This window comes from Pseudomonas sp. ZY71 (assembly GCF_036542145.1).
Lineage (GTDB): Bacteria > Pseudomonadota > Gammaproteobacteria > Pseudomonadales > Pseudomonadaceae > Aquipseudomonas > Aquipseudomonas koreensis_A.
Window position 1 is genome coordinate 277,726 of record NZ_CP144274.1, and the last position, 14,793, is coordinate 292,518.

Below are 14,793 nucleotides of genomic sequence, written 5' to 3' on the forward strand. Positions count from 1 at the left end.
GGAAATGCATTCCAAAGGTGGGAGCGAGCGTGCTCGCGAAGCAGTCGACACCCATTTCAAGACAGACAAGAGAGGATTCGATGACTTACACCGCTGCCGAAAACCGCTACGACTCCATCCCTTACCGCCGCGTCGGGCGCAGCGGTCTGGTGCTGCCGGCGCTGTCGCTGGGCCTGTGGCACAACTTCGGTGACAGCACGCCGATCGACACCCAGCGCGCCTTGCTGCGCACCGCGTTCGATCTGGGCATCAACCACTTCGACCTGGCCAACAACTACGGCCCGCCGTACGGCAGTGCCGAGATCAATTTCGGCCGTCTGCTGCGCGAAGACTTCAAGCAGTACCGCGATGAACTGATCATCTCCAGCAAGGCCGGTTGGGACATGTGGCCCGGCCCTTACGGTCAGGGCGGTGGCTCGCGCAAATACGTGTTGGCCAGCCTCGACCAGAGCCTGCAACGCCTGGGGCTCGACTATGTGGATATCTTCTATTCGCACCGCTTCGACCCGGACACCCCGCTGGAAGAAACCGCTAGCGCCCTCGCCACCGCCGTGCAACAGGGCAAGGCGTTGTACATCGGTATCTCGTCGTATTCCGGGGTGAAAACCCGCGAGATCGCTGCGCTGTTGAAAGAGTGGAAAGTACCGCTGCTGATTCATCAGCCGGCGTACAACCTGCTCAATCGCTGGGTGGAAAAAGACCTGCTGGATACCACCGATGAACTCGGCACGGGTGTGATTGCTTTCACGCCGCTGGCGCAAGGTCTGCTCACCGACAAATACCTCAACGGCGTGCCGGCGGATGCGCGGGTCAATCGTCCGGGCGGTGGGTCCTTGCAGGCTTCGCACTTGTCTGAGGCCAACATCGCTCATGTGCGGGCGTTGAATGAAATTGCCAAGCGTCGCGGTCAGAGCCTGGCGCAACTGGCGCTGGCGTGGACGCTGCGCGATCCGCGGGTGACCTCGGCGTTGATTGGTGCGAGCCGGCCGGAGCAGATTATCGAGAACGTCGGGGCGTTGAAGAATCTGAGCTTTAGTGCTGAAGAGTTGGCGGAGATTGACCGGTTTGCGCAGGAAGGTGGGATCAATCTGTGGGAGAGGCCTTCGACGGCGGAGTGATGAAGGTCGGGTTGGGTCAGCAAGATCCAACCCCCTCACCCCAGCCCTCTCCCCAGGGGGCGAGGGGGAAAGGGAGCCGATCTTCATGCTTTTCAAAACTTGAGTTCAACCCGATATTTCAGGTCGATGTAGCTTGTACAAACACCTCGGTCAGTCCCCTCTCCCTTTGGGAGAGGGTTAGGGTGAGGGGCTTTTGGCTGTAAAAATGGCTCAACGAAAAAACGGCACATCCCCCAACACCGTCGCCCGCTGCATCACCCGTCGCGCCGGCCGGTAGTCATCCACCGCGTAATGCTGCGTCACGCGGTTATCCCAGAACGCAATATCGTCCTGCTGCCAACGCCAGCGAATGGTGAATTCCGGTCGCGTCGCATGGGCGAACAGAAACTTCAGAATCGCTTCGCTCTCGGTTTCCGACAGCTCATTGATCTTCGACGTGAAGCCTTCATTGACGAACAATGACCGCCGCCCGCTGACCGGATGCGTACGAATCACCGGGTGCGACAGCGGCGGATTCTTGCGTCGGGCTTCTTCCCACTGCGCCAGCGCTTCAGGCGTGTTGCCATAACGCTCCAGTGGAAACGAGCGAGTGAAATCGTGGGTTGCAGTCAGCCCTTCCAGCAAGCCTTTCAGCGGCGCCGACAGCGCTTCATACGCGGCAATGCCGCTGGCCCACAACGTGTCACCACCAAACTCCGGCAGCAACTTGGCGCTGAGCACCGCGCCCATCGCCGGGGTCGGCAGGAAGGTCACGTCGGTGTGCCAGATCGCGTTGTCACGCACGTCGGTGACGGCGGTGTCGAGGATCAGTACTTCCGGCTGTTCCGGCACGTTCGGGTAGATCGGGTGAATGTGCAGATCGCCAAAGTACGCAGCGAAGCGCGCCTGTTGCGGCGGCTCGATTAGTTGGTTGCGGAAGAATAAAACCTGATATTTGAGTAGCGCCTGCTCGATGGCGTCGCGGTGTTCCAGGCTCAAAGGCTGGCTGATGTCGACGCCGCTGATCTGTGCGCCGAGGGCCGAGCTTAATGGGGTGATGTTGAGGCTGCTCATGGTCTTTCTCTTCGAATTCGGGGTTCAAGCTTTTGTAGGAGTGAGCCTGCTCGCGATTGCAGACTGGCAGTCAATGCTGTGGTGAATGACACACCGCAATCGCGAGCAGGCTCACTCCTACAGGGGGTTCATATGAAACTTGTCAGTGGGCCTGGCCGTGCCATGGCACCAGTTTGCGTTGCAGGGCGCGCAGGCCCATTTCCATGGCGAAGGCGATCAGGGCGATGACCAGAATCCCCAGCACCACCACGTCGGTGACCAGGAATTGCGCAGCCGACTGCACCATGAAGCCCAAACCGCTGGTGGCCGCGATCAGTTCAGCAGCAACCAAGGTCGACCAACCCACGCCCAGACCAATACGCACACCCGTGAGAATGTCCGGCAACGCGCTGGGCAAAATCACATGGCGAATCAGCTGCACGCGAGTCGCGCCCAGCGACTGTGCTGCACGCAATTTCGCCGGATCTACCGTGCGCACACCGGTCGCCGTGGCAATGGCGATCGGCGCAAAAATCGCCAGATAAATCAGCAGCACTTTCGACAACTCGCCGATGCCGCACCAGATCACGATCAGCGGCAAATAGGCCAGCGGTGGGATAGGGCGGTAGAACTCGATCAGTGGATCGAGCACGCCACGGGCAATGCGATTGGCGCCGATGGCAATGCCCACGGGCACGGCGGTCAGGATCGCAAAACCGAGGCCCAGACCGATGCGGCTCAGGCTTGCGCCGAGGTGCTGCCACAAGGTCGAATCCATGTAACCCGTGGTCGCCAGCAACCAGCCCTTTTGCAACACAGCGGAGGGTGGCGGCAGGAACAGCGGCTCGATCAATCCGGTGGCGGTGACCGCCCACCAGATCGCCAACAAGGCAAACAGCGTCAGCAGGCTGATCCAGCGCGTGCTGAGGCTACGGCGCACCGGAATCACCGCCGATGCGCTGACCGGTTTTACCGCAGTCGAAGAAACGTCGTAACTGCTCATGCGCGCTCCTGCCGTTGCCCGGCACTGCGTTGCGAGAACACTTTGCTCAGCACGTGTTCGCGGGTTTCGATAAAACACGGGTCGGATTTGATCGCGCGGGCGGATTCGCCGGCGGCATAACGCTGACCGAAATCCAAGTGCAGACGCTCAACGATCTGCCCCGGATTCGGCGCGAGCAGAATCAGGTCAGTGGCGAGGAACACCGCTTCTTCAATGTCATGGGTAATCAGGAAAACCGGCTTGGCCGTGCGCTGCCAGACTTGCAGCAACAGCTCTTGCATCTGCTCGCGGGTGAATGCGTCGAGGGCACCGAAGGGTTCGTCCATCAGCAATACACGCGGATCAGCGGCGAGGGCGCGGGCGAGGCCGACACGCTGCTTCTGACCACCGGAAAGCTGCCAGATACGACGGCTTTCGAAACCCGAGAGATCAACCAGTGCGAGCATTTCACGGGCGATTTTTTCGCGCTTGTTCCTGGCGATACCGGCCAGTTCCAGACCGAATGCAACGTTGGCCAACACGTCCTGCCAAGGCAGCAACGCGTCGTCCTGGAACACCACGCCACGTTCGGCGCTCGGGCCTTTGACCGGCACGCCGTCGAGGGTGATGCGCCCGGCGCTCGGTTCGACGAAACCGGCAATCAGGTTCAACAGCGAGGTCTTGCCACTGCCGGACGGGCCGAGGGCGACCAGCAATTGCTGAGGCCCCAGGGTCAGAGAAATATCCGCCAGCACCGGTGTCGGGCTGCCCGGGTACTGTGCGCTGATGCGCTCCAGCTGTAGCAAGGCCATCGCGGTTAACTCCCGATCAGTTGGTGATGAATTTGGCGCTGACGTACGGCGCATAGTCCGGCAGAACGGCTTCGACCTTGCCTTGCTCCTTGAGGAACGCGGCGGTGTCGGTGATGGCTTTGGTGGTCGGCGCGCCGAGGCTGACGACCTGATCAGCCGCGAGCGGGTAGACGTTGCCTTGCAGCAGCAACGGAATGTCGCTGGCCTTGGCGCCGGAGAGTTTCACCAGCTTGTCGACGTTGGACTGATTGGCGAGCCAGGCTTTCGGGTCTTTGCGGTAGTCGGCGTAGGCATCGAGGGTGACCTTGGCGAACGCGGTGACGATTTCCGGGTGCTTCTCGGCGAAGTCTTTGCGCACGATCCACGCATCGAAGGTCGGTGCACCGAACTTGGCCAGTTCGCCGGAGGTGATCAGCACTTTGCCGTTTTCCTTGGCCACGCCCAGCGCCGGATCCCACACGTAAGTGGCGTCGATGTCACCGCGTTTCCATGCGGCAATGATCGCTGGTGGGGCGAGGTTGAGCACGGTGACTTTCGATGGGTCGATGTTCCAGTGCTTCAGCGCCGCGAGCAGGCTGTAGTGACCGGTGGAAACGAACGGCACGGCGATTTTCTTGCCGATCAGATCTTGCGGAGTCTTGATGCCGGAACCGTCACGGGCGACCAGTGCTTCGGCAGCGCCGATCTGGGTGGCGATGAGGAAGGTTTCGACCGGGACCTTGCGGGTGATCGCAGCGGTCAGCGGACTCGAGCCGAGGTAGCCGATCTGCACGTCACCGGAGGCGATGGCGGCAATGATGTCGGCGCCGTTGTCGAACTTGCGCCAGGCGATATCGGCTTTGGTGGCTTTTTCGTAAGCGCCGTCAGCCTGGGCGACTTTCGCCGGGTCAACGGTGGTTTGGTAGGCGACAGTGAGGTCGGCGGCCTGAGCCAGAAAACTCGCGGCAGCCAAGGAGGCTACGGCGAGCAGGCGAAGCGGGAAATTCAGGTTCATTGAACAGCTCCATATCAGGCGACCGAGCGTCGGCGTGAAAGGAGACTAAATGATCTAAGAATCGGTAAATAAATAACTTTTTCGAATGAGCTTATGAGCGGAAAAATCTAAGAGCGGGGGGAGTTTGTGGGCGTTTCGGATTTATTCGTTCGACGTTAGATCTTTGCCCCCTCACCCCAGCCCTCTCCCCCAGGGGGGCGAGGGGAAAGGGAGCAGATCTGTGTGCTTTTCGAGCCTGAGTTCGACTCGGTATTTCACGTCAGCGTAACTTTCATGAGCACCTGAATCAGTCCCCTCTCCCTCTGGGAGAGGGCTAGGGTGAGGGGCTTTTAGTTACTGATCGCCAAAATACTCGCCTGATACGAACCGACAAACACATCGAAATCCCCAACCTCGTTCTGCTCCAGCTCAGCCTGCGCAGCCAAAGAAGTACGTGCCAACTCCTCAAACTTCGCCTGCTCATCCGCCGCCAATGGCTCGCTGCGGAAGAACTCGGCATGCGCCTGACTCTGACGCAACGAGAACTGCGCAAAGCTTTCCTTGTGCTCAGCCATCGCCGCCAACACCTGTGCGGATGGCGTCAGGGACGGATCACTGACCTTGGCCAGTTGCGCATCGAGCGCCTTGCTGTGCGCATCGCCGCCATGGCTCTGATCCAGCAACGCCGCCAATGGAGCAATCTGTTCCAGCAGCTCGGCCGCCCAAGTCTTCATCTCGACCGATTCACCGTCACGCTGCAATTGCAGGCCCGGACGGCGACCTTCCTTGACCACGCTGAGGAAGTTCGACGTCGCGTTGCCGCACGAATTGTTGGTCAGCAACGGGCTGTCGTTCAACGCGCAGTACAGCAGAAACGCGTCGAGGAAGCGTGATTCAGTGAGATCGATGCCCATCGGCAGGAACGGGTTGATGTCCAGGCAACGCACTTCAACGTACTGAATGCCACGGGCCACCAGCGCCTGAATCGGCCGCTCGCCGGTGTAGGTCACGCGTTTCGGGCGGATGTTGGAGTAGTACTCGTTTTCGATCTGCAGGATGTTGGTGTTGAGCTGCACCCACTCGCCATCCTTGTGCGTGCCGACTTCAACGTACGGCGCGTACGGCGTGGCCACGGCTTTGCGCAGGCTGTCGGTGTAGCTCGCCAGATCGTTGTAGCACGGCGTCAGACCGGCCTGGGCGTTGCTCTGGTAACCGAGGTCGCTCATGCGCAGGCTGGTCGCGTACGGCAGATACAACGTGTCCGGATCAAGCTGTTCCAGCTGATGCGAACGACCCCGCAGGAAACCGGCATCCAGCGCTGGCGACGCACCGAACAGGTACATCAACAGCCAGCTGTAGCGGCGGAAATTACGGATCAGGGCGATGTAGGAAAACGACTGAAAATCGCGATCGGTGCCGACAAACCCTTCGGTCTCGCGCAGCAGCGGCCAGAGCTTTTCCGGCAGGGAGAAGTTGTAGTGGATCCCGGCGATGCACTGCATGGTCTTGCCGTAACGCAGGGCCAGGCCCTTGCGGTAGACGTACTTGAGCTGACCGATGTTGGAGGTGCCGTAATAGGCAATCGGGATATCTTCCTCGGCCGGCAACGGGCACGGCATCGATGGACTCCACAGGTACTCGTTGCCGAGCTTGCTGTAGGCAAAACGATGAATCTTGTCCAGGCTCGCCAGCGTATCGGCCGGATCCGGCAGGGCAGGCGTAATGAATTCCAGCAGCGACTCGGAGTAGTCGGTGGTGATCTGTTCGTTGGTCAGCGCGGAACCCAAGGCTTCGGGGTGCGGCGTTTGCGCCAGGCGACCTTCGCTGGTCACGCGCAGGCATTCACGTTCGATACCGTGCAGGCACTGCTCGAGCAGAGAGAGGTTAGCGCGCTCGCCGAGCAGAGCCAGGCGGCGGTTGAGAAGTTCGCTCAATTTGGATTCCTTCACGCGTCAGTCGCCCCAATATGGGGGTGGGCAGGACGGTCTACAAGGGTGAAGTTGAAACTGGCGTTATCGCCTGGTTTTTGAGCCGTAAAGGCCCGTGCCGATCGCCAACTTCACTCCTTGAATCTGGCTATTGCGCGTGCGGAAAAGTTCGACGCCGCAGACACAGCGCCGAAATTAACTCAAATTGATGACGACTAGCTACAGGACAGCGAAGGTGCCTTGCGCTTTTGCGACCAGTTTGTCGCCCTGCATCACGTCGGCTTCGACCACCAACGTGCGCCGGCCCGGGTGAATCACCCGTGCCGTGCACAGCACCTCACCGTCGGAAACGGCGCGGATATAGTTGATCTTGCACTCGATGGTCGCGCTCTGCTGATCGAAGCCGTGAATGCTGGAGCAGGCCAGCCCCATGGCAATGTCGACCAGACTGAACAGCGCGCCACCGTGCAATTTGCCGCCGCGATTGCGCAGTTCCGGTTCCAGCACCAGGGCAACTTGCGCCACCCCGGTTTCCAGGCTGTGCAGGCGGCAGCCCAACAGCTTGAAAAACGCGCTCTCGACGAGCCCGGCCGGAATCTCCATCAACGTTTCTTCAATTGCTTGGCGTTGGCGAACAGCGAGGCCATCGCGTTGTTCACTGGTGCGGCGGTCGCGGTTTCCTTGCGTGGCGCATTGTTCGAAGGCTGGCGCTGCGCCGAGCCCGGACGCGAGCCACGGGCACCGTCGATTTTCTCGCCCGGGGTGTCGCCCATGCGCATCGACAGGCCAACGCGTTTGCGCGGGATATCGACTTCCATGACCTTCACTTTCACCACGTCGCCGGCCTTCACCGCTTCACGCGGATCCTTGATGAATTTCTCCGACAGCGCCGAGATATGCACCAGACCGTCCTGATGCACGCCGATGTCGACGAATGCGCCGAACGCGGTCACGTTGGTCACCACGCCTTCGAGGATCATCCCCAGTTGCAGGTCTTTCAGATCTTCGACGCCTTCCTGGAACTCGGCGGTCTTGAACTCCGGACGCGGGTCGCGGCCCGGTTTTTCCAGTTCCTGAATAATGTCGGTCACGGTCGGCAGACCGAAGGTCTCGTCGGTGAATTTCTTCGGATCCAGACGCTTGAGGAAGCTTGCATCACCGATCAGCGAGCGGATATCACGGTCGGTTTCAGCGGCAATGCGCTGCACCAGCGGATAGGCTTCCGGGTGCACCGCCGAGGAATCCAGCGGGTTGTCGCCGTTCATCACGCGCAAGAAACCGGCCGCCTGTTCGAAGGTTTTTTCGCCCAGACGCGCGACTTTCTTCAGCGCTGCACGGGTTTTGAACGCACCGTGCTCGTCGCGGTGCGCGACGATGTTTTGCGCCAGCGTGGCGTTGAGGCCGGAGATCCGCGCCAGCAGCGCCACCGAAGCGGTGTTCACGTCAACGCCAACGGCGTTCACGCAGTCCTCGACCACAGCGTCCAGACCACGCGCCAGTTTCAGCTGCGAAACGTCGTGCTGGTACTGGCCGACACCGATGGATTTCGGATCGATTTTCACCAACTCGGCAAGTGGATCCTGCAGACGACGGGCGATGGAAACGGCGCCACGGATCGATACGTCGAGATCCGGGAATTCCTTGGCCGCCAGTTCCGACGCCGAGTACACCGATGCACCGGCCTCGGAAACCATGACCTTGGTCATTTTCATCGCTGGGTATTTTTTGATCAGCTCGATCGCCAGTTTGTCGGTCTCGCGGCTGGCAGTGCCGTTGCCGATGGCGATCAGGTCAACCGAATGCTTGGCGCACAGGGCGGCCAGGATGGCGATGGTCTGATCCCACTTGTTGTGCGGCACGTGCGGGTAAACCGTGGCGTGATCCAGCAGTTTGCCGGTGGAGTCGACCACGGCAACTTTGCAACCGGTACGCAGGCCCGGGTCGAGGCCCAGGGTGGCGCGCGGGCCGGCCGGTGCGGCCAACAGCAAGTCGTGCAGGTTGTGCGCGAACACGTTGATCGCCTCGGTTTCGGCGCCGTCACGCAGTTCGCCGAGCAGGTCGGTTTCCAGGTGCGTGTAGAGCTTGACCTTCCACGTCCAGCGCACCACTTCGCCGAGCCATTTGTCGGCCGGGCGGTTCTGGTTCTGGATGTTGAATTGCTGGCCGATCATGCCTTCGCACGGGTGCATGGTGCCCGGCAGCTCGTCGCCGACTTTCAGCGCGGAGCTGAGGATGCCTTCGTTGCGGCCACGGAAAATCGCCAGCGCGCGGTGCGACGGCATGCTTTTCAGCGGTTCGTCGTGTTCGAAGTAATCGCGGAACTTGGCGCCTTCCTCTTCCTTGCCGGCGATGACGCGGGCACTGAGGGTGGCTTCCTGCTTGAGGTAGTTACGCAGTTTTTCCAGCAGGCTGGCGTCTTCGGCGAAGCGCTCCATGAGGATGTACTTGGCGCCTTCCAGCGCTGCCTTCACATCGGCCACGCCTTTTTCGGCGTCGACGAAGCGCGCAGCTTCGGTTTCCGGGGCCAGGTTCGGGTCGTTGAACAAGCCATCGGCCAGGTCGCCGAGGCCGGCTTCCAGGGCGATCTGGCCCTTGGTGCGGCGCTTCTGCTTGTACGGCAGGTACAAGTCTTCGAGGCGGGTCTTGGTGTCGGCGAGTTTGATGTCGCGCTCGAGGGCAGGGGTGAGTTTGCCTTGCTCTTCGATGCTGGCGAGGATGCTGATGCGCCGTTCGTCGAGTTCTCGCAGGTAGCGCAGACGCTCTTCCAGATGACGCAACTGGGTGTCATCAAGGCTGCCGGTGACTTCTTTCCGGTAACGGGCGATGAAGGGAACGGTAGAGCCTTCATCGAGTAGCGCGACGGCCGCTTCGACCTGTTGTGGGCGTACGCCGAGTTCCTCGGCAATGCGGCTGTTGATGCTGTCCATAAAACCACCTGACATATTGTGAAATCAGGCTCGCAGGCACGGAAATAAAGGCCCGGAGTCTGGTTGAGCGGCTAGAAAATTGCCGCTGCCTGGGTCAAAAGGCAGCCCATTGACCCGTGAAATCGAACAATTACTGCGCAGGACAGGAAAAAAAGCCTGCCACCTGCGGTAACGATTCAGACGTTGCCTGGCACAAAACGCCGCGCATTATAACCAGCGTTCTGTCATTCGGGGGCGTCGCAGTCTGTAGGCATAAACCCCGGTTTTCTGGCAGTGAAGGAAAAATCTGCTAACAATGCACACGGTGCGTATAACGGCAGCTACGCCATAATGCGCGCCGAGCTAAAAGGAGCATCCAATGAGCAGCACTGCACAAACTGCTGAAGGCGAAAAAATTCTCATCGTTGACGACGATCCGGGGCTGAGCAGCCTGCTGGAACGTTTTTTCGTCAGCAAGGGCTACCGTGCCCGCACCGTACCGAACACCGAACAGATGGATCGTCTGCTGTCGCGTGAAGTTTTCAATCTGGTCGTCCTCGACCTGATGCTGCCCGGCGAAGACGGTCTGACCGCTTGCCGCCGCCTGCGTGGCGCAAACAATCAGATTCCGATCATCATGCTCACCGCCAAGGGCGATGAGTTGAGCCGCATCAAGGGGCTGGAACTGGGCGCCGACGATTATCTGGCCAAGCCGTTCAACCCGGACGAGCTGATGGCCCGCGTCAAAGCCGTCCTGCGTCGTCAGGCCGCTCCGGTACCGGGCGCGCCGGGTAGTGAAGACGAAAACGTCACCTTCGGTGATTACGTGTTGTCGCTGGCCACCCGCGAACTGAAACGCGGCGACGAAGTGCACATGCTCACCACCGGTGAGTTCGCGGTACTCAAGGCTCTGGTGATGAACGCGCGTCAGCCGCTGACCCGCGACAAACTGATGAACCTCGCCCGTGGCCGCGAGTGGGATGCCCTTGAGCGTTCCATCGACGTGCAGATCTCCCGTCTGCGCCGCATGATCGAGCCTGATCCATCGAAGCCGCGTTATATCCAGACTGTCTGGGGCGTGGGTTACGTATTCGTACCCGATGGTGCCGCCACCAAGTGATCGGTGATTTGTAGGAGCGGGTCTGCAGGTTTTGGTTGAACAGCCATGCCCGCAGACTCGCAATCCGCAATATGCGAGCATTGCTCGCTCCTGCAAGTGTGTAGCGGTTATAGATGAAAACCCCCGTCTGGTTCCCCCAAAGTTTTTTCTCCCGCACCCTCTGGCTGGTGCTTATCGTCGTGCTGTTTTCCAAGGCGCTGACCCTGGTTTATCTGTTGATGAACGAGGACGTGCTGGTGGACCGCCAATACAGCCACGGCGTCGCCCTGACGCTGCGTGCCTATTGGGCCGCCGATGAAGAAAACCGCGCGAAGATCGCTGATGCCGCCACCCTGATTCGGGTCGTGGGCGCCGGTGTGCCGGAAGGCGAGCAGCACTGGCCGTACAGCGAAATCTATCAGCGGCAGATGCAGGCGGAGTTGGGCGCCGACACCGAAGTACGCTTACGCATGCACTCGCCGCCGGCGTTGTGGGTCCGCGCGCCGAGCCTCGGTGACGGCTGGCTGAAAGTGCCGCTGTATCCGCATCCGTTGCGCGGCCAGAAAATCTGGAACGTGCTCGGCTGGTTCCTCGCCATTGGCTTGTTGTCGACGGCGTCGGCATGGATTTTCGTCAGCCAGCTCAACCAGCCATTGAAACGCTTGGTCTACGCCGCCCGGCAGCTCGGTCAGGGTCGCAGTGTGCGTCTGCCGATCAGTGACACGCCCAGTGAAATGACCGAGGTGTATCGCGCCTTCAACCAGATGGCTGAAGACGTCGAGCAGGCCGGACGCGAGCGCGAGTTGATGTTGGCCGGCGTGTCCCACGACCTGCGCACACCTTTGACCCGCTTGCGGCTTTCGCTGGAGCTGATGGGCGATCGCAATGACTTGACCGATGACATGGTCCGCGACATCGAAGACATGGACGCGATTCTCGACCAGTTCCTCGCGTTCATCCGCGACGGTCGTGACGAGTCGGTGGAAGAGGTGGATCTGACTGACCTGGTGCGCGAGGTCGCGGCGCCGTACAACCAGAATGAAGAGAAAGTGCGTTTGCGTCTGGAGCCGATCCAGCCGTTTCCGCTGCGTCGGGTATCGATGAAACGCTTGCTGAACAACCTGATCGGCAACGCCTTGAACCATGCTGGCGGTCACGTTGAAGTCGCGGCTTATGTGTCCGGTGACGTCAGTGCGCCGTATGTGGTGCTGAGCGTGATGGACCGAGGGGCGGGGATCGATCCTTCGGAGCTGGAGGCGATCTTCAACCCGTTTACCCGGGGCGATCGTGCCCGCGGCGGCAAGGGCACAGGGTTGGGTTTGGCGATTGTGAAGCGGATTGCTTCGATGCATGGCGGCAATGTTGAACTGCGTAACCGGTCCGGGGGAGGGCTGGAGGCGCGGGTGAGGTTGCCGCTGGGGTTGATGCTGCCGCGAGATGCTGTGTAGATCAAGAGCCCCTCACCCCAGCCCTCTCCCGGAGGGAGAGGGAGCTGACCGAGGTGTCTGGCGTCATACATCGACCTGAAAGTCCGAGTCGATTATGGATTCGGTAAAAATCGATCATGTCGGCGGAGTTTTCCAATATCCCCCAATCAGTCCCCTCTCCCTATGGGAGAGGGTTAGGGTGAGGGGCTGTTGCTCTTAGCTCTAGCTCTTAGCTTTAGCCCTTGCCTTTGGTCCGAGTCATATTCGGTCCGCCATTCTTCTCAAGATGCTCAATGATGATCCCCGCCACATTCTTCCCCGTGGTGGTCTCGATCCCTTCCAGCCCCGGCGACGAATTCACTTCCATCACCAGCGGCCCGTGATTGGAGCGCAGGATATCCACGCCCGCCACCGCCAGGCCCATGACCTTCGCCGCGCGCAACGCGGTCATGCGTTCCTCTGGGGTGATCTTGATCAGGCTGGCGCTGCCGCCGCGATGCAGATTTGAACGGAACTCACCCGGTTTGGCCTGGCGCTTCATCGCCGCGATGACTTTGTCACCGACCACGAAGCAGCGAATATCCGCGCCGCCCGCTTCCTTGATGTATTCCTGAACCATGATGTTCTGCTTCAGGCCCATGAACGCCTCGATCACCGACTCCGCCGCCGTGGCGGTTTCGCACAGCACCACGCCGATGCCCTGGGTGCCTTCCAGTACCTTGATCACCAGCGGCGCGCCGTTGACCATGTCGATCAAATCGGGAATGTCATCCGGCGAGTGGGCAAACCCGGTCACCGGCAGACCGATGCCGCGCCGCGACAGCAGTTGCAGCGAGCGTAACTTGTCCCGCGAACGGGCGATGGCCACCGATTCGTTGAGCGGGAATACCCCCATCATTTCGAACTGGCGCAACACCGCGCAGCCGTAGAACGTCACCGACGCACCGATCCGTGGAATCACCGCGTCAAAGCCTTCCAGCGGTTTGCCGCGATAGTGGATCTGCGGCTTGTGGCTGGCGATGTTCATGTAGGCGCGCAAGGTGTCGATCACTACCATTTCGTGCCCGCGCTCGGTTCCGGCTTCGACCAGACGGCGGGTGGAATACAGACGCGGGTTCCGCGACAGCACAGCGATCTTCATGCAACACCTGTGGAGGAGGTAGATACCGGGAACACCGGCTTGTCTTGTACATACTTGATGCCCGGATTGACGACCAGTTGGCCATCGATCAGGGCTTTGGAACCGAGCAACAGGCGATAGCGCATGGATTTGCGGCAGGCGAGGGTGAACTCGATCGGCCAGACCCGATCACCCAAAGCCAGAGTGGTGCTGATCACATAGCGCTCCTGGGCATGGCCGTTGGAGCTTTTGATGGTTTTGCGCGTCACCAGTGGCGCTTCGCAGCGGCGGTGACGCAACTGCACCACCGTGCCCAGGTGCGCGGTGAAACGCACCCATTTCTCGCCGTCGCGTTCGAACGGCTCGATGTCGGTGGCATGCAGGCTGGAGGTGCTGGCGCCGGTGTCGATTTTCGCTCGCAGGCCCGCGACTCCCAGATCAGGGAGCGCCACCCACTCGCGCAGACCGACAACGGTCAAATGGTCAAATGTCTTCAATAGAAAAAACCAACGATTAACGCGCCCAGGCCTCAGGTGAAACCTGGGCCAACGCTTTGAATGCAGGTTTGGCGAACCAGAAGCCCTGCATCAGAAATATTCCACAGTCCGCCAGGAAATCCCGTTCACCGGCGCTCTCAATGCCTTCGGCAATGACTGTAACGTCCAACTCCGCACAGATTGTGACAATCCCCCGGACGATCGCCTGACGGACACGGTCTTGATCGACATCGCGGATCAGCGCCATGTCGAGTTTGATCAGGTCCGGTTGGAAATCAGCCAGCAGATTGAGCCCCGAATAACCGGCACCGAAATCGTCGATGGCGGTCTTGAAGCCGAATTCGCGGTATTCACGCAGAATATTGGTCAAATGGCGATAGTTATCTACGTGCTCGCTTTCCAGGGTTTCGAAAATCAGCCGGTCGATAGGGAAACGATGTTTTTTTGCCGCCTCGAGCGTACTGCGAATACACAGCTCTGGACGATAGACCGCGTTGGGCATGAAGTTGATCGACAAGTGTGTCTGCATATTTAGATTGGCCGCGCCTTCGATGGCGCGGGTCCGGCAGAGCTGGTCGAAACGGTAGCGGTTATCTTCTGTAACCTGATCCAGCACAGTGAGTGCGCCTTCACCGGCCACACCTCGAACCAACGCTTCGTGGGCGAAAACCGACTGGTCGCGCAGATCGACGATGGGTTGGTAGGCGAAGGCAAAATCGAAGCCCAGCGGCTCGCTTTGCTGGCAGCCCTGGCAACCGGCCTTGGGCGAGATTAATGAAGATGGAAATTTAGTCACTCGATCACTCCATGCCGATGCACCGGCCAAGATCACAGTCTATCTGGAGGGCTGAGTTCTTGCGCCCGACAGAAACGGTAGTACAGTTCCGACTACTGGCTGA

The 14,793-nt window shown here is 60.2% G+C and carries 13 protein-coding genes; 3 read left to right on the top strand and 10 right to left on the bottom strand.

Annotated features, from left to right (window positions below):
* Positions 1–80 precede the first annotated feature (80 nt).
* Complete coding sequence (gene mgrA / locus VY732_RS01180; protein WP_331693486.1) at positions 81–1,118, top strand: L-glyceraldehyde 3-phosphate reductase; 1,038 nt, start codon at positions 81–83, stop codon at positions 1,116–1,118.
* A 210-nt stretch (positions 1,119–1,328) separates the two neighbouring features.
* Here the strand turns inward: mgrA and tauD are convergent, their stop codons facing one another.
* The 7 genes from tauD to VY732_RS01215 form a co-directional block, all read right to left on the bottom strand.
* Positions 1,329–2,171 (bottom strand): taurine dioxygenase, encoded by an 843-nt coding sequence (tauD, locus tag VY732_RS01185; RefSeq protein ID WP_331693488.1) that lies wholly within the window; start codon positions 2,169–2,171, stop codon positions 1,329–1,331.
* Between the two features lie 142 nt (positions 2,172–2,313).
* A complete protein-coding gene (gene tauC, locus VY732_RS01190) occupies positions 2,314–3,153 on the bottom strand; it encodes a taurine ABC transporter permease TauC (RefSeq protein ID WP_137218321.1) in 840 nt (279 codons plus the stop codon).
* Positions 3,150–3,944 (bottom strand): taurine ABC transporter ATP-binding subunit, encoded by a 795-nt coding sequence (gene tauB / locus VY732_RS01195; protein WP_331693491.1) that lies wholly within the window; start codon positions 3,942–3,944, stop codon positions 3,150–3,152. Before tauB ends, tauC begins: the two co-directional genes overlap by 4 nt.
* A gap of 16 nt (positions 3,945–3,960) precedes the next feature.
* On the bottom strand, positions 3,961–4,938 hold the full coding sequence (gene tauA, locus VY732_RS01200) for a taurine ABC transporter substrate-binding protein (RefSeq protein ID WP_331693494.1): 978 nt from the start codon (positions 4,936–4,938) through the stop codon (positions 3,961–3,963).
* A 329-nt stretch (positions 4,939–5,267) separates the two neighbouring features.
* Positions 5,268–6,851, bottom strand: coding sequence for a glutamate--cysteine ligase (gene gshA / locus VY732_RS01205; protein WP_331693496.1), 1,584 nt, complete (start codon positions 6,849–6,851; stop codon positions 5,268–5,270).
* 213 nt (positions 6,852–7,064) lie between these two features.
* Positions 7,065–7,448 (bottom strand): PaaI family thioesterase, encoded by a 384-nt coding sequence (locus VY732_RS01210; RefSeq protein ID WP_331693498.1) that lies wholly within the window; start codon positions 7,446–7,448, stop codon positions 7,065–7,067.
* Entirely contained in the window at positions 7,448–9,772 is a 2,325-nt protein-coding gene (locus VY732_RS01215; RefSeq protein WP_016986272.1) for a Tex family protein, read from the bottom strand. The genes VY732_RS01210 and VY732_RS01215 overlap by 1 nt, the downstream gene beginning before the upstream one ends.
* 358 nt (positions 9,773–10,130) lie before the next feature.
* On the opposite strand from VY732_RS01215, the gene ompR reads away from it, so the two are divergent.
* Positions 10,131–10,871, top strand: a complete 741-nt coding sequence (gene ompR / locus VY732_RS01220) for an osmolarity response regulator transcription factor OmpR (RefSeq protein WP_064388985.1) — start codon at positions 10,131–10,133, stop codon at positions 10,869–10,871.
* A 113-nt stretch (positions 10,872–10,984) separates the two neighbouring features.
* A complete protein-coding gene (locus VY732_RS01225; protein ID WP_007917930.1) occupies positions 10,985–12,298 on the top strand; it encodes an ATP-binding protein in 1,314 nt (437 codons plus the stop codon).
* Between the two features lie 214 nt (positions 12,299–12,512).
* Here the strand turns inward: VY732_RS01225 and rimK are convergent, their stop codons facing one another.
* Genes rimK through rimA form a run of 3 tightly spaced genes read right to left on the bottom strand, consistent with a single transcriptional unit; the run spans position 12,513 to position 14,690 of the window.
* Complete coding sequence (gene rimK, locus VY732_RS01230) at positions 12,513–13,418, bottom strand: 30S ribosomal protein S6--L-glutamate ligase (protein ID WP_007949201.1); 906 nt, start codon at positions 13,416–13,418, stop codon at positions 12,513–12,515.
* On the bottom strand, positions 13,415–13,894 hold the full coding sequence (gene rimB, locus VY732_RS01235; RefSeq protein WP_042557136.1) for a retropepsin-like aspartic endopeptidase RimB: 480 nt from the start codon (positions 13,892–13,894) through the stop codon (positions 13,415–13,417). The genes rimK and rimB overlap by 4 nt, the downstream gene beginning before the upstream one ends.
* Positions 13,895–13,910: 16 nt before the next feature.
* Complete coding sequence (gene rimA, locus VY732_RS01240; RefSeq protein ID WP_331695833.1) at positions 13,911–14,690, bottom strand: S6 modification regulatory phosphodiesterase RimA; 780 nt, start codon at positions 14,688–14,690, stop codon at positions 13,911–13,913.
* Positions 14,691–14,793: the final 103 nt, after the last annotated feature.

What these genes read in the sequence shown, in the direction of transcription:
- mgrA (WP_331693486.1), top strand. Translation starts at nt 81, where the DNA reads ATGACTTACACCGCTGCCGAAAACCGCTACGACTCCATCCCTTACCGC.
- tauD (WP_331693488.1), bottom strand. Translation starts at nt 2,171, where the DNA reads ATGAGCAGCCTCAACATCACCCCATTAAGCTCGGCCCTCGGCGCACAG.
- tauC (WP_137218321.1), bottom strand. Translation starts at nt 3,153, where the DNA reads ATGAGCAGTTACGACGTTTCTTCGACTGCGGTAAAACCGGTCAGCGCA.
- tauB (WP_331693491.1), bottom strand. Translation starts at nt 3,944, where the DNA reads ATGGCCTTGCTACAGCTGGAGCGCATCAGCGCACAGTACCCGGGCAGC.
- tauA (WP_331693494.1), bottom strand. Translation starts at nt 4,938, where the DNA reads ATGAACCTGAATTTCCCGCTTCGCCTGCTCGCCGTAGCCTCCTTGGCT.
- VY732_RS01210 (WP_331693498.1), bottom strand. Translation starts at nt 7,448, where the DNA reads ATGGAGATTCCGGCCGGGCTCGTCGAGAGCGCGTTTTTCAAGCTGTTG.
- VY732_RS01215 (WP_016986272.1), bottom strand. Translation starts at nt 9,772, where the DNA reads ATGGACAGCATCAACAGCCGCATTGCCGAGGAACTCGGCGTACGCCCA.
- ompR (WP_064388985.1), top strand. Translation starts at nt 10,131, where the DNA reads ATGAGCAGCACTGCACAAACTGCTGAAGGCGAAAAAATTCTCATCGTT.
- VY732_RS01225 (WP_007917930.1), top strand. Translation starts at nt 10,985, where the DNA reads ATGAAAACCCCCGTCTGGTTCCCCCAAAGTTTTTTCTCCCGCACCCTC.
- rimK (WP_007949201.1), bottom strand. Translation starts at nt 13,418, where the DNA reads ATGAAGATCGCTGTGCTGTCGCGGAACCCGCGTCTGTATTCCACCCGC.